The 18,215-nt window shown below is 58.3% G+C and carries 19 protein-coding genes; 3 read left to right on the top strand and 16 right to left on the bottom strand.

The features are described from left to right. The first annotated feature begins 45 nt into the window (after nucleotides 1-45). From LUA85_RS13980 to LUA85_RS13970, 3 genes are read left to right on the top strand one after another with little or no spacing between them, the layout of a single operon-like run. Nucleotides 46-732 (top strand): response regulator transcription factor, encoded by a 687-nt coding sequence (locus LUA85_RS13980; RefSeq protein ID WP_231470901.1) that lies wholly within the window; start codon nucleotides 46-48, stop codon nucleotides 730-732. Then, nucleotides 729-2,108 carry a HAMP domain-containing sensor histidine kinase gene (locus LUA85_RS13975; RefSeq protein WP_231470900.1) on the top strand — a complete coding sequence of 460 codons (1,380 nt, stop codon included), beginning with the start codon at nucleotides 729-731 and terminating at the stop codon, nucleotides 2,106-2,108. The genes LUA85_RS13980 and LUA85_RS13975 overlap by 4 nt, the downstream gene beginning before the upstream one ends. Then, nucleotides 2,105-2,686, top strand: a complete 582-nt coding sequence (locus tag LUA85_RS13970; protein ID WP_231470899.1) for a hypothetical protein — start codon at nucleotides 2,105-2,107, stop codon at nucleotides 2,684-2,686. The genes LUA85_RS13975 and LUA85_RS13970 overlap by 4 nt, the downstream gene beginning before the upstream one ends. Before the next feature lie 75 nt (nucleotides 2,687-2,761). On the opposite strand, the gene arsB is transcribed toward LUA85_RS13970, so the two are convergent. The 16 genes from arsB to LUA85_RS13890 all read right to left on the bottom strand — a co-directional run bounded on the left by arsB (nucleotide 2,762) and on the right by LUA85_RS13890 (nucleotide 17,788). Beyond that, nucleotides 2,762-3,835: an ACR3 family arsenite efflux transporter gene (gene arsB / locus LUA85_RS13965; RefSeq protein ID WP_231470898.1), complete on the bottom strand. Its 1,074-nt coding sequence runs from the start codon at nucleotides 3,833-3,835 to the stop codon at nucleotides 2,762-2,764. A gap of 28 nt (nucleotides 3,836-3,863) precedes the next feature. Further along, nucleotides 3,864-4,292 carry an arsenate reductase (glutaredoxin) gene (arsC, locus tag LUA85_RS13960; protein ID WP_231470897.1) on the bottom strand — a complete coding sequence of 143 codons (429 nt, stop codon included), beginning with the start codon at nucleotides 4,290-4,292 and terminating at the stop codon, nucleotides 3,864-3,866. After that, entirely contained in the window at nucleotides 4,289-4,642 is a 354-nt protein-coding gene (locus LUA85_RS13955) for a helix-turn-helix transcriptional regulator (RefSeq protein ID WP_231470896.1), read from the bottom strand. Before LUA85_RS13955 ends, arsC begins: the two co-directional genes overlap by 4 nt. 97 nt (nucleotides 4,643-4,739) lie before the next feature. Then, complete coding sequence (locus LUA85_RS13950) at nucleotides 4,740-4,943, bottom strand: hypothetical protein (protein ID WP_231470895.1); 204 nt, start codon at nucleotides 4,941-4,943, stop codon at nucleotides 4,740-4,742. Between the two features lie 380 nt (nucleotides 4,944-5,323). Then, complete coding sequence (locus tag LUA85_RS13945; protein WP_231470894.1) at nucleotides 5,324-6,634, bottom strand: McrC family protein; 1,311 nt, start codon at nucleotides 6,632-6,634, stop codon at nucleotides 5,324-5,326. Continuing rightward, nucleotides 6,631-7,506 carry a TerB family tellurite resistance protein gene (locus LUA85_RS13940; protein WP_231470893.1) on the bottom strand — a complete coding sequence of 292 codons (876 nt, stop codon included), beginning with the start codon at nucleotides 7,504-7,506 and terminating at the stop codon, nucleotides 6,631-6,633. Before LUA85_RS13940 ends, LUA85_RS13945 begins: the two co-directional genes overlap by 4 nt. Next, nucleotides 7,503-7,907 (bottom strand): hypothetical protein, encoded by a 405-nt coding sequence (locus LUA85_RS13935; RefSeq protein ID WP_231470892.1) that lies wholly within the window; start codon nucleotides 7,905-7,907, stop codon nucleotides 7,503-7,505. Before LUA85_RS13935 ends, LUA85_RS13940 begins: the two co-directional genes overlap by 4 nt. Before the next feature lie 95 nt (nucleotides 7,908-8,002). Then, nucleotides 8,003-8,749: a hypothetical protein gene (locus LUA85_RS13930; protein WP_231470891.1), complete on the bottom strand. Its 747-nt coding sequence runs from the start codon at nucleotides 8,747-8,749 to the stop codon at nucleotides 8,003-8,005. Continuing rightward, the gene (locus LUA85_RS13925) at nucleotides 8,746-10,962 is read right to left on the bottom strand and encodes an AAA family ATPase (RefSeq protein WP_231470890.1); all 2,217 of its coding nucleotides are present in this window, start codon (nucleotides 10,960-10,962) and stop codon (nucleotides 8,746-8,748) included. The genes LUA85_RS13930 and LUA85_RS13925 overlap by 4 nt, the downstream gene beginning before the upstream one ends. 41 nt (nucleotides 10,963-11,003) lie before the next feature. Next, complete coding sequence (locus LUA85_RS13920; protein ID WP_231470889.1) at nucleotides 11,004-14,042, bottom strand: type I restriction endonuclease subunit R; 3,039 nt, start codon at nucleotides 14,040-14,042, stop codon at nucleotides 11,004-11,006. Further along, nucleotides 14,039-14,626 carry a restriction endonuclease subunit S gene (locus LUA85_RS13915; RefSeq protein WP_231470888.1) on the bottom strand — a complete coding sequence of 196 codons (588 nt, stop codon included), beginning with the start codon at nucleotides 14,624-14,626 and terminating at the stop codon, nucleotides 14,039-14,041. The genes LUA85_RS13920 and LUA85_RS13915 overlap by 4 nt, the downstream gene beginning before the upstream one ends. After that, the gene (locus LUA85_RS13910; RefSeq protein ID WP_231470887.1) at nucleotides 14,613-15,311 is read right to left on the bottom strand and encodes a restriction endonuclease subunit S; all 699 of its coding nucleotides are present in this window, start codon (nucleotides 15,309-15,311) and stop codon (nucleotides 14,613-14,615) included. Before LUA85_RS13910 ends, LUA85_RS13915 begins: the two co-directional genes overlap by 14 nt. Next, a complete protein-coding gene (locus tag LUA85_RS13905) occupies nucleotides 15,308-15,496 on the bottom strand; it encodes a hypothetical protein (protein WP_231470886.1) in 189 nt (62 codons plus the stop codon). Before LUA85_RS13905 ends, LUA85_RS13910 begins: the two co-directional genes overlap by 4 nt. Then, nucleotides 15,493-16,023 carry a zeta toxin family protein gene (locus tag LUA85_RS13900; protein WP_231470885.1) on the bottom strand — a complete coding sequence of 177 codons (531 nt, stop codon included), beginning with the start codon at nucleotides 16,021-16,023 and terminating at the stop codon, nucleotides 15,493-15,495. Before LUA85_RS13900 ends, LUA85_RS13905 begins: the two co-directional genes overlap by 4 nt. Further along, on the bottom strand, nucleotides 16,020-17,594 hold the full coding sequence (locus tag LUA85_RS13895) for a type I restriction-modification system subunit M (RefSeq protein WP_231470884.1): 1,575 nt from the start codon (nucleotides 17,592-17,594) through the stop codon (nucleotides 16,020-16,022). The genes LUA85_RS13900 and LUA85_RS13895 overlap by 4 nt, the downstream gene beginning before the upstream one ends. Next, entirely contained in the window at nucleotides 17,591-17,788 is a 198-nt protein-coding gene (locus LUA85_RS13890) for a type II toxin-antitoxin system Phd/YefM family antitoxin (protein WP_231470883.1), read from the bottom strand. Before LUA85_RS13890 ends, LUA85_RS13895 begins: the two co-directional genes overlap by 4 nt. Between the last annotated feature and the right edge of the window lie 427 nt (nucleotides 17,789-18,215).

Genomic DNA, 18,215 nt, shown 5'->3' with positions numbered 1-18,215 from the left:
GGACGGTCTTGCTGCAACAGTGGCCAGCCGGGGGGTGCAGTATCGATGGGCAATCTGAACATCCTCTATGTCGAGGACGATCCCCGCGCAGCAGAGGCGGTGCAGGCGCTGCTGGCCCATGACGGGGACCGGCTGGCGTGGGAGCAGACCGGCACCGGCGGATTGCAGCGCGCGGGCGCCGAGCCGTTCGATGTGATCATTCTTGATCGGATGCTGCCCGATGTGGACGGACTGACCATCGTTTCGCGGCTACGCGCGGCAGGGGTCGGTACGCCGGTTCTGATGATCTCGGCGCTGGGGCGCAGCGAGAACCGGATCGAGGGGCTGGACGCGGGCGTCGACGATTACCTTGCCAAGCCATACGAACCGCAGGAACTTGTCGCGCGGCTGCATGCGCTGCACCGCCGGTCGTCGGGCAAGGTGCATGGCGCTGTAATCATCTATGGTGCATTCGAATGCCATGTAAAGGCGCGCACGGCGTTCCGCGGTGGGCAGCACATTGCGCTGTCTCCGCGCGAATTCGGCCTGTTCCGCTATTTCATGGAGAACGCGGGCGAGACGGTGACCCGCGAGATGCTGCTGCGCGATGTCTGGAACATGAACTTCGATCCGCAGACCAATGTGGTGGATGTCAACATCGGGCGCTTGCGGCGCAAGCTGGAGGAGGGCTTTGCCACCCCCGCACTGGAGACGATCTGGGGCGCGGGATACCGCCTGACGAGAGGCGAATGACGGCGCCCCTTTCCCGCAATTCCACAGCCAGATCCGCAAGGCACCCGCGCCATCGCTCGATCTTCGGGCAATTGACGGCGGCATCGATCCTGATCGCGATCATCGCGGTGGCGGTGCTCTTTGCGGTGACCACGATCACGATCCAGCGCCAGACGCGCGCCTCGCTTTCGGCGACGGTTGCCACGGATATGGCGGGATTGATCGATATTTATGCCACGGCCGGGCGCGATGAATTGCGCCGTCGCGTCAATGACCGGCAGGATGTGGTCAGCCTTGAGGGGCGGCGTTCGCACTACCTTCTGGCCGATGGGGCGGGACGCCCGCTTTCGGGCGACATACGCCGCTGGCCCTTGTTGAATGCGGCAATGTCGGAGGAAGGCTTCGTCACGCTGGCGGACGGTACGGATGTCTATGCCCAGGGGGCGAAGCTTGCGCCGGATCTGCAATTGCTGGTGGCACGTGAATATGACCGCGATCGGGCTTCGCTGCTGGTGCTATCGGCGGTTTTCCTTGTCGTGGGTGCGGGTATCATCGGCGCGGTGGCGCTGGTTGCGTGGATTACCTCGCGCCACCTTGCCCGGCGCATGGATGCGGTGAATGCAGCGCTGGGTGCAGCAGCCGACGGGCGCGCGGCGAGCTTCCCGGCGCGTTTGCGCGGGGGTGACGAGATTGACGAAATGGCAGGGCACGGCGCGCGCCTGCTGGCACGGCAGGCGCAGTTGCTGAAAGCCTACAAGCAGGTGTCCGAACACGTCGCGCATGAGGTGCGGACACCGCTGATGCATCTCGATAACCGGCTGGGTGCCGCGATGCTGGGGCGGCCCGAAGCGCCGGGTGGACCCATCGGCCAATCGCGCGAGGACATTCGCGGCATCACCACGATGCTCGATTCGCTGCTCGACATTGCCTCTGCCGAAAGTCGCCGGGGTCAACTGGCGGGGCTGTCGGAGATTGACCTCAGTGCCATCGCCCATGGTCTTGCCGATCTTTACGAAGACAGCGCTGAAGACGCCGGGCTGACGCTGGAAACCGCGATTGCGCCGGGGGTGACAATGCTGGGAGAGCGCATGCAAATCACACGTTTGCTGTCCAACTTGCTGGACAACGCCATCAAGTACGTTCCTGAAGGCGGGCGCGTCCGCCTGACGCTGATGCAGGGGCCGCGCATTGTGATCGAGGACGACGGCCCCGGTATTCCCTCCGATCAGCACGAGCGCATTTTTGAGCGTTTCGTGCGGGCAACCGTGCCCGGCGAGAAACCCGGCCATGGTCTTGGTCTGGCGCTTTCGCGCGCCATTGCTGAACGCCATGGCCTGATGCTGCGGCTGGGCGATGCGCCGCGTGGCGCACAATTCATTCTGGAGCCTGCCCCATGAAACGTGCTGCTTTTGCACTCGCCTGCCTGATGACCGGCAGCCTTGGAACAGGCTGTACGACGGGCCGATCGGACCCTGCGCCGGTTCTGGCAGCCTACGATCCGATGGAGCCAGCCGCAGCGGTGGCGCAATTGCTGGCGCAAGCGGAACGTGCGCAGGACGATCCCACCCGCCTTGGCATCTTGCTGGCGGCGCTTGACGGGCTGGGTGCGCGCCCTGCCGACGGTGCGGCGGATGCAATGGCCGCGTGGCGCGGCAAGGCAAAGCCGCCGCAGACTCCGCCGTACCGGGGACGTGTGCTTGGTCCGGCCTACAAGACGGGTATGCTCGATCCCGGCAAGTCCGTGCGTTTGCCGCAACTCTTTGATGGAGGCCGGGCGGCACGGGTCGCGGTGGCAACTCCGGGGCAGGCAGGAATCGATTTCATGGTGCTGGACGGCGAAGCCCGACCGGTCTGCCCACCCGGCCAGGCGCGGAACCGCCAATGCACGTGGACCCCGCTTTACAGTGGCCGGTTCGAAATCGTGTTGAGCAATTCTTCTGCCAGCGCCACGGGGTATTACCTTGTCATAGATTGACGGGGGCAATTGTTTGGTGGGCGGGCAAGCGGACGTTATCTGGCAGCGGCAGCAGGCGCCGGGAAATAAACCTCCCTATATCCGGGCCTCCGTCGGCAGGCTTTCTGGAAACCAGCGCCGCCCGAACCAGAACGCGACGTTGACCAGCGCGATCAGCACCGGCACTTCGACAAGCGGACCGATCACGGCGGCGAAGGCCACCGGGGAAGCCAATCCGAAGCTGGCGATGGCCACCGCTATCGCCAGCTCGAAATTGTTGCCTGCCGCTGTAAACGCCACGGCTGTCGTGCGTGGATAATCGCTTTCAACCAGTTTCCCCATGAAGAAACTGATCGAGAACTGAACGACGAAATAGATCGTCAGGGGGATGGCAATGCGGATGGTGTCGGTCGGCAGAGTCACGATCTCATTGCCTTTCAGGCTGAACATGGCAACGATCGTGAACAGGAGCGCGACAAGCGTTACCGGGCCGATTTTTGGCAGGAAAGTCTGTTCATACCAGGCATTTCCCTTCGCCCTGACCAGCCATCTGCGCGTGAGGAAACCGGCAAGGAACGGCATCCCCAGATAGATCAGGACCGCTTCGGCAATCGTCCAGAAGCTGACGTCAATAACGCTGCCTTTAAGGCCCAGCAGCGGCGGCAGGAATGTAAGGAACAGCCACGCATAGATACTGAAAAACAGGATCTGGAAAATCGAATTGAACGCTACCAGTGCCGCGACGTACTGGTTGTCGCCCCTGGCGAGCTGGTTCCAGACGACGACCATGGCGATGCAGCGGGCAAGGCCGATCAGGATCAGCCCCGTCATGTATTCAGGCTTGTCGCTGAGGAAGATGACGGCAAGCGCGAACATCAGCACCGGACCGATGATCCAGTTCTGGATCAGCGAAATCGCCAGTACGCGCCTGTCCTGGAAAACGCGCGGCAGTTCCTCGTACCGCACACGGGCCAGCGGTGGGTACATCATCGCGATCAGGCCAATGGCGATGGGAATATTGGTGGTGCCCCAGGAAAGGCTGTCTATAGCCGCTGGCAGTCCCGCAAAAGTGGAACCCAGGCCGATGCCGAGCGCCATTGCGAGGAAAATCCACAAGGTGAGGTAGCGGTCAAGGAACGACAGGCGTTCGCGCTTCGGCTGTATGGTCATGGCGCTTCCTTGTTATCAGGCCACATCGTTATCGGGCCACGCGATTGCCGGTTGCGTCGATCACCTGCTCACCGTCTTCCTTGGCAAAGGCGCCGCACTGCTTGCTGGGGAGGAGACCGAGGACCTCTTCCGAAGGGCGGCACAGCTTTACCCCAAGGGGCGAAACCACCAGCGGGCGGTTGATAAGGATGGGATGCTCCATCATCGCATCGATCAATTGTGCGTCGGTAAGATCGGGATTGCCGAGATCCAGTTCAGCGTAGGGCGAACCCTTTTCACGGAGCAAGGCGCGCGGTAAAATTCCGGCACGCTCGATCAGTCTTTCCAGCAAGGCGCGCGATGGCGGAGTCTTGAGATACTCCACGACATGTGGCTCGATCCCGGCATTGCGGATCATGGCCAGCGTATTGCGCGATGTGCCGCATTCCGGGTTATGGTAAATCACGATGTCAGTCATGCGGTTGCTCCGGTGCAGGCAAGTCCGCCCAGCAGGTCACCGCACATTTCCGGTGCGCCCTGGCAGCAATCCTGCATCAGGAATGTCAGCAGGCGCCGCATGCCGGCGTAATCGGTGCGATAGTGAATCAGTCGGCTCTCGCGCTCGGATCGCACGAGTCCGGCGCGCTCAAGCATGGCAAGATGATGCGACATGGTGGAAGGCGGTACGCGCTGCTGATCGGCGATGGCACCGGCAATCATGCCGTCAGGCCCTGCTTTCACCAGCATGCGGAATACAGACAAACGCGTTTCATGAGCGAGCGCCCCAAGCGCGTCTACCGCCCATACCTGCACATCGAGATTGTCCATAAAACCACCTTTCGAGAAATATCGAAGTAACAAATGCGTCATTGTAGTCAATCCATATTTCGAAAATTGTGGAATTGATGAGGACGCGCCTCAGCCTTCAGTCGGCGAAGCGCGCATTGCGCCACGCTCGCCGACCGTTGGTGTCGCCATGGATGGATATCCGGATAGAGGCCTTGTTTATCAGTGCGCGGGTCACTTTATCAACCGGACGGATGTTCCCGATTTGCAGCTCTTTCAGCGCTACAGTCGAATCTCCTGAACGGTGCCGGGAGAGGGCCAGCGAGTGCGGTTCCAGGGACATGGGGTCGTCGATTTGGTCTGGGACCACATCACCCCGGATTGCCTGATATTGCTTGGCAAACTACAGGATTGATAAGGCTTAAAAATGGCAGATTTCCGCCGGTTTGCCGACCCTTGCGGGATGCCCTGACGCGGAAAATGGTGCCAGAAGAGGGACCGTTATGTGTCGGCAAAGCGTTATATCACAATGCTTTATTGTGATTTTTTGAGTTTCGATACCGTCGAAAATACCGTCTTGGCATCGGCGTTGGTCCTCGATGAGGACTCAAATCGCTGCGGACGTTATATTTCGGATCAATCTGCGACAGCAAAATTTATTTTGCGGCCCGCCGACGATTTCCCGCCTGAGAGCGGTGAAAAACCGAATCAAGCCGCAGCCAATTACGTGACCGTGGAAGGTGCAATCAGCCCCTCCAGTTGTTGCTCAACCGCTCTCTTGCCAGCAACCAGATCAACACTTGCAATCCGCAGGCGTTCATCGCCTTCCATCATGCCGTAACCTGCATCCAGCGCCTCACTGCCAAGGCTGGCGTGATGAGGATAGAGCAGCATCACCTCCCTGCACTGGTACAGACGAGCATAAGCCATCATCTGGTAGACATCGGACTGCGAAACGCCGCGCTTCTTGTCTTCTGGATTTCGGCCGATCAGCTTCCATTTGGTATCGATCACCATCACGACCTGCCCATTCCGCTTGATGAGAATGTCCGGTGTCGTCTGGAAGCGTTCTTTGCCGCCATCACCCTCCTCCATCAGACAATAGCGCAATCCGCCCTGCGAATGGACCGTCAGATCGCTACCCAGCAGCGCCCGCCGGGCAAGTGCAGCGATATAGGCTTCGAACAGGTCGTTCATGGCGAACAACAGGGTAATCCCCTGGCCCGCCTTTGCATCGTGGTTGGTGCGTTGCCATTCACGTTTCAAAAACAGCTTTGCCAGCCCGTATAGCGTCTCCCAGCGACGATTGGTCCGATCTATCCGCACTTGCGCCCATGGCAGAGCAGTGACCGGAACGTCGCTGACCTCGGCCAGGAGAAATCGCAACTCATCAAGGCTTCGCTGTGTCGCCAGTACGCGCGCGTGGCGGCGCAACATGAGCACGCAGGCCTTCATGACACGCAGCAACGGCGTATCCGGCATCAGTGTGTCAAAACGGCAGGCCAGTCGGTCCGGTCGGACCGCATTGTGCGTAAACTGCTGGATGACATCGAGCCGCCCGCGCAACGCGGCGAGATTCTCTTCCTGCGCCATGTAAGCGCGGGGAAGACCGCGCCGGGCCTCAGCCAGCAGGCGATCAGCGAATAAGCGGATCAGGATATCAAGCAGGGTTTCCTTCTGGCGTGCCATAGCCAGGGCCTGTCCATCGCCGAGTTTGAGACCAAGCGCGACGTCGAGCATGGAAACAAGACGGGTGCGGATGGTTTCATCATTCTCATCCGATGTAGCGTCGATCTTGGGCAGAATCTCAAGGCTGCACCCCGGCGCGGCAATCACGCCGACAACCTGCTGCGCCCCTATCTCGGTATAGCGATCTACAAGAATATTGGTCCCGGAACGGTTCGCCAACGGGTGAGATCGAGCGGCCAGCAACAGGGCATTCGCCTGACTACGGGTAAACGCCCGTTCGAGCGCTGGACCGGTGCCGTTGTGAACAGCGACCCGGCCCCATTCGTGGGCACAGAGGTGTGTCACTGGCCTCTTTTCAGGTTCAAGGAGGGGAGCTTGCTGGCAAGGCTGCCCGCTGATTGTGCCGCATCCTTGGCCCATACCGAGACAGTCTGACCGGCCTTTTGCAGGCTGAAGGCGCTTTCTTCCTCCAGCACGCGGGCAACGGCATCCAGGGCGAGTTCTTCGCGTTCATCCATTTTGCCATCAGCCTCGGCAACCTCGCGCAGGAAGGCCATCAACTCCGCCTGCATGGCTTGCGGATTACAGTCGGGATTGTCCGCCTGAAATGATGCGATTGCCTTTGCAATATCCTTGACCCGCACAGCATCTACGCCCTGAAAAATCACCTCCAGCGCATGTGTCACGTAGCCGGTATCAAGGCCCCAATCCTGGATGAAATGCCGCGCAATCGTAGCTTTCTCGACATCATCAATCTGGCCATCGATGGCTGAAATTCGAGCAGCAAGACCACCTATCAGGTCAAACAGACTTGCGGCCAGTAAGTCCATTGGCGTGTTGAGAAAATGGGGAATGACATCGACACGGCTGCCCGAATAGCTCCGGAACAGTCGCGTCACGCCATAATATGCCCCGCCAGAGGCCACCGCCGCAGCGGCCACCCATCCCACTGGCGTTGCAGCTGCAGCACCCAAGCCAATGGCGGCAAGCAGACCTTTCGATGCAAAGAATGTACCCGCCACCATTGGTGATGCGGCTACTGTAGCGCCGGTCGCAGCCATGCCGCCCACGTCCCAGACTTCTTGCAGCGATTTTTTCACCCGGAGGGACGTGTAAGCGTCTTCTCCGATGCCAAGCCGCAGCTTGAAGCGCAAAGGATCAGCGACAACGCAGGTCACGTTAGAAAATCGGGCTTCCAGTTCGGCTTGCACGATCATGCCGCTGCTTCAGGCACCATGGCACGGAGCCGATGCTCGAAATCTGTCATTCTGTCACGGATCGCGGCATTGCCAAGATCAGCGACCGCGCCTCTGGCGAGACCGAGCGCCATGAGAAGCGGGGTGAATACCGCTGCCAGAGCAGCGCCAAAAAATGGAATGGCTCCAATGAGCGATCCGATGACAAAGCCTGCGATCAGGCCAAAACTGCTGTTCGGAAACTGCCTGAACAAATCGAATGTGAACCCCAGAACATGCCGCCCTATGGCAATGACGGTGTCACCGGCCTTGGCCGAGATGTCAGCCATGCCGATTAGGATAGACTTGGCGTCCGCAGAAATGGCGAGCTGCTCAATCCGGTTTCTAAGCTCGGCGTGAGAAGGAGTGGTGAGTGCGGACATCTATTGTTCTCCATCACATAGATCAAATCTGGGACTACCCTGCCATTCGCCGCGCGCGACGAACCTAATGGTGGTCGGTTGACATGGGCGCTGCATCACGGGTGGAACCGGGCAATGACGCGATCAGCATGATCGGACAGGCTTGGCTGGAAGGTTGTCAGCCATTCACGCCATGAACAAGCGGCGAATCGGACTGTTGAACCGGTTACCCCTCCGGCGAACCGGGCGATTTCGGATCGGTGGTCAGCAATTGCCTGTGCTTTAATGGCGCGGCCTTCCGTAGGCTCAGCAAAGAGGTAGAGGAGGACCGGCGACTTTCCCCGTCGCTTTGCCTCAGTCACCAAACCAAAGCCGTGCTTCACCAGTTGCGCCGCATCGAGATGACGAAAGGCCGCTGGTTCCGCCAGCAAGTGGTCACGCATCGCGCACCACGGCTCCATACCCTCATCCCACTTGTGCGACGAGTACTGGGGCGACAGCTTTGCTAGCTTGGAATCGCGGAAAGGCTCGAAGCGCTTCGATTCAACGCCGATCAGCTGTGTTGCAGTTTCGACGGCGGCATCAAGCCAAGGGTGGCGGCCGCCCGCCCATGGGAAACGCATCTGACGCTCAATATCGACGGTCAGCGCAGGCCAATCCAGATCATTAAGGCAGGGAAACGCCGGTAACGTGCCCGGACTTTCGAGAAAGGGGCCGAAACCATTGACCGCCAGAGCCGAGCTGCTTTCGGGACTGCCAAACTTGACCGAGGCCAACTCTTGGCCTGCCGCCGCGCCGAGCGCAGTAGCAACCCGCTCGACAGGCACACCGGGAAGGAGATGGCTGGCCAGTTCGTCGATCATTCGCGGGACCCTGCCGCAACGCCTGCAACCTTGCCGATCAACTTCGCGAATGCATCATGAGGAAAAAGATCGCTTCCGTCCGGCTGCTTGTCCAAGCGCACGAACCAGCTCTTGCGATCCTCACCCTCGCCAAGTGGGCACTTCAAGGTAACGGATCCGATGAAGCCGTCACCGAGCACCCCATGGATACGGCTCCAGTCCTCGAAGAAGTATTCCTGCAACAGCGGAATAACCTTGTCGCGCATGGCGGCATGAACCTGTTCGGCTGTCTCGCAACCGATGAAAAAGGCGTGGCCGATGCGGTGTTCCCGGTCGATGAGATACTCGATCCGCTGATTGATGGTGGTCAGAACGCGCACGAGATCAATCCCGGCCCGCTCGCTGGCTTTCGCCAGAAGCGATGGGTCCGGAGCCATTTCCCGAAAATCGAACCGCCGCCGCAATGCTGTGTCCAGCAGAGCGATGGACCGGTCTGCCGTGTTCATCGTTCCGATGATGTGAAGGTTGGCGGGTACAGAAAACTGCCGCTTGGAATAGGGCAAGGTCACTGACAACGCATTGTCCATGCCTGTCCGCTTGTCAGGCTCAAGCAGCGTGATGAGTTCGCCGAACACTTTGGACACATTGGCGCGGTTGATTTCGTCTATGACGAGGACGTGCGGCAAGGGTTCGCCTTCTGCCCCGTCACCAACGGTTTCTGAAACCAGCCGGGCAATCAGGGGCCGATTTAGTTCCGCGTCCTTGAGCCGATACAGCGTTTTCTGGATGAACTTCGGAGGGTAGAGTTCGCTGACGTCCAAGCCATCCTTGTCATGCCAGAGCCATCGCACTTTTCTGCGGTGGCAATATCGACCATCGGGCCGAGGCGCATATTCGTATTCGCCCTCGACGATGCCAATTGCCCTGAATCGATGATTGCCCTTGGCGACAATGAGCATGTCGCCGATTTCTAGCTGGTTGCGGAATACATCGGGCGATTGCACCATACCCTTGTTGGGGGTGACATCCTCATCGGGAAATTCCTTCTTCACCTCGGAGAATATCTCTTCACGGTCCGAAAAGCGCGGGTCGGTCCAGTCGATGTCGCGAAAGCCGAACAAAGCGTAGTTGTTCTGGAGGGATTCCGTAAAGACGAAATCAGAAGCTGAATCGGCCACCTCTCCCAAAGACATTTTGTAGACTGCGCGATCAGCGATGTTCAAAGGCTCACTGCCAACAGCCAGACCACCAGTTTCCGCACGTTCCGCGATCAGACGAAAAATGCCCGGTTGCGGTTGTAAATGGAAGCCAACGGATTCCCCGTCGCTATTCCCGATGGGCACAGGACGCAGGCCTTCTACGAAGTCTTCGTAGCCATAGCTTTGGTGAAAGGTGACGAAGGCGATCCGCTTGTCCGCGACCAGCTCATTGTACCGAGCCATCAGAGCAGCCCGGCCATCGTTGGTTTCCGGATAACTGGACATGCCATCGCACAGCCTCACCGCTTCCAGCGCAGTGCGGTAAGTCTTGCCGGTGCCCGGCGGGCCGTAAAGGATCAGGTTGGTTGGCATGGCCATGAAATCACCTTCATGCTTCGGTTCAGGCTTCACCGGCCCATTTGCCTCAGGCGCAGTGGCCCCGCGCGAGACGATTTCATAACCCAGCTTGCGCAGAATCCCATTCGCGGCCTGCTCCCCCTGGCCACCGTAGAAGTCTGATGCCTTCAGGGGGACGCCACCGGGAACATGTCCGTATGAGACGCCAACTACTGCTTTCGCAGGATAGAGCTTTCCATTGCCCGGACGCTTCACCCAGTATTTCTGGGGCGTTCCGAAGCCGTATTGCGATTTGAAGCCTTCAAGGCCGATGGTATCAAACTCATCCATTGCCGCTTCAATGGCTTCGCTGGTGATATTTTGGCCGTCTCCTTGTTGCACGCGGTCAAATGAGGCGCAGAATTTCGAATAATATTCGATGGTGCTGCAATAGCTTGCCATCGAATTGCGAATATTGCCGTTGACGGGGAATTTGGCTGGATTGGGCCGGTTGGCCCGCTCGTCTTCTGATGAGTAGGAAAGCTCAGCCTTCAGCGCGGCCAACTCTCCATCACGGTACAGCTCATCAAGATCACCGTAGCTTTGTTCGATCCGCTTGGCGCGGGCAAGCTGCGTGCCGATCGTGGCCGCGTCATAATCATTGGCCTCGAACCAAACCCGAAATTCAGCCTCACGCATCTCCGCCCCTTCCGCGAACTGTCAGTTGCCCCACCGTCACGTCATGACAGCCCGAAATATCGATCAAAGAAGGCGGCCAGCTTATCCAGCACCGCCTGCTTCTTTACGGCATGGCCGTTGCCCTTGGAGAATCTGGACACTGGCGGCAGGATTTTCGTGATCGCGATTCCTGTTGAAGGGATCGCGCCATCGCGGAACGCATTGTCGATGAAGCCATGTGTCGCCTCTGCGTTGAGGCCTTCGTCCGCAATTATCCGTTCGAGTTCTTCCGCTTTCCTGGCCGCAACAAACGCTTGCCACTGCGCATCGACCTTCGCTGATGACGAAACTGAATCGACGAACCGCTCAATTAGGTCCTTCTTGTTTCTGAGCGATGGGCTGGAATTGATGGCGCGCTCGATGGTCGCCAGAATTTCCTTGTCGTCGCCGGTTCCCTTCGATGAAAGGTAACGCTCGACCAGCAGCAGGATATAATCGACGTTGATCTCAACCTGCTTGATCAGTTCGATCTCGAACACAACGTCGTCGTTGATAGCTTCCTTGTCCGCGTCGGACACGCTGCGAAATTCGGCATAAAGGTTGAGATACAGGCTCTGATAGTCCTGAAACTCGCGCTGGCTCAGGATTTCGTTGCCTGCAAAATCATCGAACGCGGTCAGGATATTGCGCAAACGCAGGATCGAACCGAACAGTTTGATGAAGGCCTTTTGCGCAGCTTCCCCAATGATCGGCTGGCCAAGCGGGTGTGTGCCAAGCAGCTCGGCGACCCGCTTTTCATACTCCCCATAATATTCCGCATAGGGCTTGAGCAACACGATGCCCTTGGCGTCCTTGTTGCCAAACAAAGCCAGCGCGTCGTTGGTTTCCTTCTCCAGATTGCGGAACGACACGATGTTGCCATAGGTCTTGACCGAATTGAGGATGCGGTTTGTGCGCGAATAGGCCTGGATCAAGCCATGGGCCTTCAGGTTCTTGTCTGCCCACAGGGTGTTGAGCGTCGTGGCGTCAAACCCGGTGAGGAACATGTTGACCACGATCACCATGTCCAGTTCGCGCTTTTTCAGCCGTTGGGACAGATCCTTGTAATAATTCTGGAATTGGTCAGCCGAGGTGTCGAAGTTCATGTTGAACAGGGCATTGTAATCCCGGATTGCACCTTCCAGAAAATCGCGCGAACCCTGATCCAGCCCATCAGTTTCAAATTCTTCCTCGCCCAGCAGGCCGCCTTCCTCGTCCTCATTGGCGGCAAAGCTGTAGATCAGGCCGATCTTCAGCCGCTGCGCCTCTGGCAAGGACTGCTGCTGTTTGGAAAATTCCGCATAATAGCGTTTGGCTGCATCAATCGAAGCTGTCGCCAACAACGAGTTGAAACCGGTCAGCCGCTTGCCATCATGCCGGTAGGAACTGCTGCGCTTGGTCTTCTGATCAAAGTGTTCGCGGATATAGCCGACGATTTGGGCAATCCGTTCCGGTGCCAGCAATGCCCGCTCGGTATCGATGGCCGATACCTGCTTGTCCTTGATCCACGTTCCGGCCTTGATCGTGTTGATATAATCGATCCGGAACGGCAGCACGTTCTTGTCATTGATGGCATCGACGATGGTGTAGGTATGCAGCTTGTCGCCAAAAGCTTGCTGTGTCGTGCGCCGCCGGGGATCGCCGCCAGTGCCGGAATTTTCCGCAAAGATCGGCGTGCCGGTAAATCCGAACAGGTGATAGCGTTTGAACACGCGGGTGATCTCGGCGTGCATATCGCCAAACTGGCTACGGTGGCATTCGTCGAAGATTACGACGACATGATCGTTATAGACATCATGCTTGCGGTTCGCGGCGACAAAGCGTGATAGTTTCTGGATGGTGGTGATGATGATCCGGGCGTTCGGGTCTTCCAGCTGCCGTTGCAGCACGGCGGTGGACCTGTTGGAATTGGCCGCGCCCTTCTCGAACCGCTCGTATTCGCGCATGGTCTGGTAATCCAGATCCTTGCGGTCCACCACGAACAGCACCTTGTCGATACCGGGCAGGCTGCGCGCCAGTTGCGCTGCCTTGAAACTGGTCAGCGTCTTGCCGCTGCCGGTCGTGTGCCAGATATAGCCGCCTGCGGCAGGCGTGCCCAATTGCCGCAGATTGGTGGACCCGGCGATCCGCTGCAAAATCTTTTCGGCGGCGACGATCTGATAGGGCCGCATCATCAGAAGTTTGCGGTCCACGTCGAACACGCAATAGCGCGTCAGGATGTTGAGCAGCGTATGCTTGGCAAAGAAAGTCTTGGTGAAGCCGGCCAGTTCGGTGATCGGGCGGTTGGCCGCGTCGGCCCACCAGCTTGTGAATGCGAAACTGTTGGAACTCTTTTGGCGGCTGCGCTTTCCGCGCTGTTCGGCCAGATGGCCATCGCGCACGGTATTGCTGTAATATTTGGTCAGTGTGCCATTGCTGATGACGAACAGCTGGACATATTCAAACAGGCCTGACCCGGCCCAGAAACTGTCGCGGGCATAGCGGTTGATCTGGTTGAACGCCTCACGGATGTCCACGCCGCGCCGCTTCAGTTCGATGTGGACCATGGGCAGGCCATTCACCAGCACCGTCACGTCATAGCGGTTGGCCCGCGCGCCCCCTGAGTCGTTCTTGGCTGCCTCATACTGGTTCAGCACCTGAAGCGTGTTGTTGTGGATGTTGGTCTTGTCGATCAGGTAGATGTTCTTGGTGGTGCCGTCATCGCGCTTCAGCACCTGCACATGGTCCTGCTGAATGCGGGTCGTTTTCTCGATGATGCCGTCATTCGCGCCCGCGATTGCCGTGGCAAAGAACCGTTCCCACTCAGCGTCTGACAGGGAAACCTTGTTCAGCTTTTCAAGCTGGAAGCGCAGATTGGCGATCAGCTCGGCTTCGGATGTCAGGGGCAGATAGTCGTAGGCCTGCGCCTGCAATTGTCGGATGAACGCACGTTCCAGCGCATCTTCGGATTGATAGGCGGCGTCCTGGACACTGGCGGCGTCTGGCACGAATTCGGCGACGACGGTGCTTTCTTCCGAAATCGCAATGGTTTCATAGCGGAAAGGTCGCGGCGCTTCGCTCATGCCGCTTCCTTGAAGGCCAGCAGGCGGTCGCGGTAATGTTCATACTGCTGGCGGCGCGCGCGGATTTCTGCCGGAAGTCCGCTGGACAGATCGTTCACCAGCGCATCGAATGTGTCGAGGATGGCGACAATGCGCTCTTGCTCTTCGAGCGGGGGAACGGGGATGCGGATTTTAGCCAGTCTCTCACCGGAAATGCGGCGAACCTTGGTCCCGGTGATGTGACTTTTCTTCTGCGACTGGAAATCCTGAGTCTGAAAGAAATAGGCGACATACTTGGGGTTCATCGTGTGGTGGAAGATATAAGCATCGGTGCTGACCGACACGTCCTCATCGCCCAGCCATGCTACCGCCTTCGCAACAGCTTCATCGTCTTCGCTGGTGGTGGCGATTACAAGATCACCCTTCCGCGCTTTTCGCAGGCGTGCGGCGTATTCCGGACTGACAAACGACTTTGTCGCCTTCGCCCACACACCGTAGTGGGTGTGGATCTGGCCGTAGTGAATGCAGCCCGCGCCAGATTCCTTGAAGTCCGATTTCTGAATGCCCGAACCGCGTATGAAGTTGCCAATCTCACCCAAGGCCATTATCCTTGCTTGCTTGGCTATCCGTGCGCTCGGCGAAGCTGAGCAGGGTATCGCGATAGTGCTGATACTGCCGACGCCGCGCCTCCAGCTCCGCCTCCAGCTCCGCCTCCAGCTCCGCCTCCAGCTCCGCCTCCAGCTCCGCCTCCAGCTTGGTGAACCTGTCAAGAATTGCAACAATTTCCCGCTGAATTTCGAGGGGCGGGATGGGAAAACGAAAATCCTTAAAACCACTCATATCGACCGACGCGAAACTTGATGTCGTCGTATTTTTTCGGCACCAGTCATCGAGCAAGAAACAATAGTAGTAGACAAACTTCATCTCAATTCTGCTCGCGAACTCTGACTTCAGCGCAAGCGAAGTGAACCTTTGATTTGATAAATGAGGAACTGTGATAAGCGCATGTTCCCCAATGGTAGCAGACGTTGCGATGATGATCGAATTTGCTGGAAAATATTTTCCACCTTTCACGGCTTCTTTTGTGATTTTCTGAATCGAATCTCCAAGAATGCGACCATTCTCGCGAATGTCCTCCATTCGGAACCAAGGCACTGTCCCATCAGTCCAGTAGTCCTTATTGGTTGTGGATGGAGTATAGCCATTCTTCGTGACAAAAATCTCTTTTACGGTTTGAAACTCCACCCCATCCGGGCAAAGCTCCGCAATCAGCGCATCGATCCGGCTCATGCTTGTTTGCTTTCCCGGCGCAGTTCCTCCGCAGAGACGCGCACCGGCTTACCGTCGCGTGCCATGATAATGGCCGTATCGGTTTGCATGGCAGTCTGGCGCGCCAATGCGGCTGCGCGCTTCATTGCGGCCAGCGAGGCGCGCAGATCAGGGTTCTTTGCCTTGGACAGGTCTTGCGGTTTCATGGATTTTCTCCCCATTCCAGCAGGGCGGGTTCGGCACCGGTATTGTCGTATATCGCCCAATCATCCACGGCCTGCTTGAAGCGCAGATGAAAATTGTCGCGGCCAGCGGTAAAGCGGCGGCGGATGACGGGTTCGGGAATATCATGCCCGCCCTGGCGCACCCGTTCCGCCACCCGCGCCACGGCTGTTTCCACATCCGGCAGCGCCAGAAAGTACAGGCTGACGCGATAGCCCTGCGCCCGCCACCGGGCAATCTGGCGCAGATAGCCAAGGCCGGACAGCGTGGTTTCGAATGCGAAACTCTCGCCGTTCAGCGCGCATTGCTCGATCTCTTGCAGCATCAATCGTCCAGCTTTGAGTGCCGCTGTTTCCGGCGCAAAGGGGGCGAGGCCTGCCGCGATCAGATCGGCGTTGATGAACCGGGGGAGCTGCGCTTCGGCGGGCAGGAACGACCGGGCAAAGGTGGTCTTCCCCGCGCCATTGGGACCGGCGATAATGATGATCTTCTTGGTGGTTTGTGCATTCACGCCGCCACCCCTTCCAGATCGGCAACAATCGCGTCGATCTGTTCCCGCAACACGGCCTGCCGGGCGACGATGGCTGCGATCTCGGCATTCAGCGCGGTGATGTCTACCGCCTGCCGCGTATCCAGTTGTTCCACATAGGAAGACACGGCAATGTTGTAGCCGTTTTCGGCAATCTCGCTGTTGTCCACCAGTCGCGCGAAATGGGGCGCGCTCTCCCGCGCGGCAAAGGCGTCCAGAATTTTTTGGCGATGTTCGCCCCCCAGCTTGTTCTTGTTGCCAGCCCTCGTGAATTCGGCGCTGGCATCGATGAACAGGGTCGCATTATCCGCCTTGGATTTTTTCAGCACGACGATGCAGGTGGCGATGGTGGTGCCGAAAAACAGATCGGGCGGAAGCTGGATCACGGCATCGACATAATTGTTGTCGATCAGATATTGCCTGATCTTCTGTTCCGCGCCGCCGCGATAGAGCACGCCGGGAAATTCAACGATGGCAGCCGTGCCATTCACCGCCAGCCAGTGCAGGATATGCAGGGTGAAGGCGAGATCGGCCTTGCTCTTGGGGGCGAGCACACCCGCCGGAGCAAAACGCGGATCGTTGATCATCAGCGGATTGGCATCGCCATCCCATTTGATCGAATAGGGCGGATTGGAGACAATCGCCTCAAACGGTTCGTCATCCCAATGTGCCGGGTCGGTCAGGGTATCGCCGTGTGCGATGTCGAACTTTTCATAGTTCACATCGTGCAGAAACATGTTGATCCGGCACAGATTGTAGGTGGTGAGATTGATTTCCTGGCCGAAAAAGCCCTGCCGCACCTTGTCCGGCCCCAGAACCTTGCTGAAATTGAGCAGCAAGGAACCCGACCCGCAGGCCGGATCATACACCTTGTTGATCGCATCCTTGCCGACCACGGTGATCCGGGCCAGCAGTTCCGACACCTCCTGCGGCGTGTAATATTCCCCGCCTGACTTGCCTGCGGTGGAGGCATACATCTGCATCAGATATTCATAGGCATCGCCGAACAGATCGATGCTCTTGTCCGAAAATCCGCCGCGCGTCAGCGGCAGATCGCCGATGGCATCGAGCAGTTTGACCAGCTTTTCGTTGCGCTTGGCCACGGTCGGGCCAAGTTTGCTGCTGTTGACATCCAGATCGTCAAACAGGCCCTTCAGATCATCTTCGCTATCCGCGCCGTTGGCTGACCCTTCAATCTCGGCGAAGATTTGGGACAGCGTTTCGTTGAGGTTCGCATCATTTCGCGCCCGCGCCCGGACATTGGGGAAGAGGCTGGAGGGCAGGATGTAGAATCCCTTTTCCTTCACCGTTTCAGTCCGGCCAAACTCGGCATCGGCATCGCTCAGGGTGGCATAGTCAAAGTCGGGCGATCCGGCGCGGCGTTCCTGCTCGTTCAGATAGGCGACCAGGTTCTCGGAGATGAACCGGTAGAACAGCATCCCCAGAACATAGGTTTTGAAGTCCCAGCCATCGACGCTGCCACGCAGATCGTTGGCGATGCGCCAGATGGTCTTGTGCAGTTCGGCGCGCTCGGCTTCTCTGAGGTTGCTCACAGGCGCGCGCTTTCAATGCCAGAGCGTTGCTGCGTTCCGCCTGCTTCGATGTCTTTCAAGCGCTCATACTCCTCGACTGCCATCACTACCACAACACCGCGCCCATGCTTTTCGACCAGCACCGGACTTGCGCGAGCCGTGTCGATCATCAAGCCAAAGCCGTTCTTCGCCTCTCGCGCCGACATGGTTTTCATTGCTGGCCTCTGCATTGGAGCATTGCGCCAATTAAGGCGAAATGGCTCTTTTAGGCAATGACCGAATGCCAGATGGCGGCGATGTCTGGCGAAATTTCGGCGAGTAGGTTGGCGTAAGATGTGGAGGGCAAGATAAATGGAGTGCCAGCACCTGGCCCTTATCTGGTTGGTTCAGTTGAAGAATTTTGTATGGCACCGAAGGGAGGCTGCCATACGATAGTGCGCAAAGGCGCGAAAATCTGCGGCACAAACGTATGGCACCCCTGATTTTTGGGCGGTTGTGCTCGATCCGCTTCGGTCAACGATAGGCCGAGTGTGCCGGGCATCAGTGGCGGTGCGGTGATGCGATGTAGGCTGCTTGGAATCCGGCGGCGCAATCTGTCGATTTTGGGCTGTGCCATACCGTTTCAGGGCTGAACTCCGACAG

Source organism: Novosphingobium sp. CECT 9465, assembly GCF_920987055.1.
Lineage (GTDB): Bacteria > Pseudomonadota > Alphaproteobacteria > Sphingomonadales > Sphingomonadaceae > Novosphingobium.
Note: the sequence above shows the minus strand (reverse complement) of the source record. Positions and strands in the feature narration are given on the sequence as shown.

Bases quoted from the DNA above. Each gene is read 5' to 3' on its own strand.
- arsB (WP_231470898.1), bottom strand. From the start codon at position 3,835: ATGACCATACAGCCGAAGCGCGAACGCCTGTCGTTCCTTGACCGCTAC.
- LUA85_RS13920 (WP_231470889.1), bottom strand. From the start codon at position 14,042: ATGAGCGAAGCGCCGCGACCTTTCCGCTATGAAACCATTGCGATTTCG.
- LUA85_RS13955 (WP_231470896.1), bottom strand. From the start codon at position 4,642: ATGGACAATCTCGATGTGCAGGTATGGGCGGTAGACGCGCTTGGGGCG.
- LUA85_RS13925 (WP_231470890.1), bottom strand. From the start codon at position 10,962: ATGCGTGAGGCTGAATTTCGGGTTTGGTTCGAGGCCAATGATTATGAC.
- LUA85_RS13935 (WP_231470892.1), bottom strand. From the start codon at position 7,907: ATGTCCGCACTCACCACTCCTTCTCACGCCGAGCTTAGAAACCGGATT.
- arsC (WP_231470897.1), bottom strand. From the start codon at position 4,292: ATGACTGACATCGTGATTTACCATAACCCGGAATGCGGCACATCGCGC.
- LUA85_RS13970 (WP_231470899.1), top strand. From the start codon at position 2,105: ATGAAACGTGCTGCTTTTGCACTCGCCTGCCTGATGACCGGCAGCCTT.
- LUA85_RS13975 (WP_231470900.1), top strand. From the start codon at position 729: ATGACGGCGCCCCTTTCCCGCAATTCCACAGCCAGATCCGCAAGGCAC.
- LUA85_RS13940 (WP_231470893.1), bottom strand. From the start codon at position 7,506: ATGATCGTGCAAGCCGAACTGGAAGCCCGATTTTCTAACGTGACCTGC.
- LUA85_RS13980 (WP_231470901.1), top strand. From the start codon at position 46: ATGGGCAATCTGAACATCCTCTATGTCGAGGACGATCCCCGCGCAGCA.
- LUA85_RS13905 (WP_231470886.1), bottom strand. From the start codon at position 15,496: ATGAAACCGCAAGACCTGTCCAAGGCAAAGAACCCTGATCTGCGCGCC.
- LUA85_RS13950 (WP_231470895.1), bottom strand. From the start codon at position 4,943: ATGTCCCTGGAACCGCACTCGCTGGCCCTCTCCCGGCACCGTTCAGGA.
- LUA85_RS13890 (WP_231470883.1), bottom strand. From the start codon at position 17,788: ATGAAAACCATGTCGGCGCGAGAGGCGAAGAACGGCTTTGGCTTGATG.
- LUA85_RS13915 (WP_231470888.1), bottom strand. From the start codon at position 14,626: ATGGCCTTGGGTGAGATTGGCAACTTCATACGCGGTTCGGGCATTCAG.
- LUA85_RS13930 (WP_231470891.1), bottom strand. From the start codon at position 8,749: ATGATCGACGAACTGGCCAGCCATCTCCTTCCCGGTGTGCCTGTCGAG.
- LUA85_RS13910 (WP_231470887.1), bottom strand. From the start codon at position 15,311: ATGAGCCGGATCGATGCGCTGATTGCGGAGCTTTGCCCGGATGGGGTG.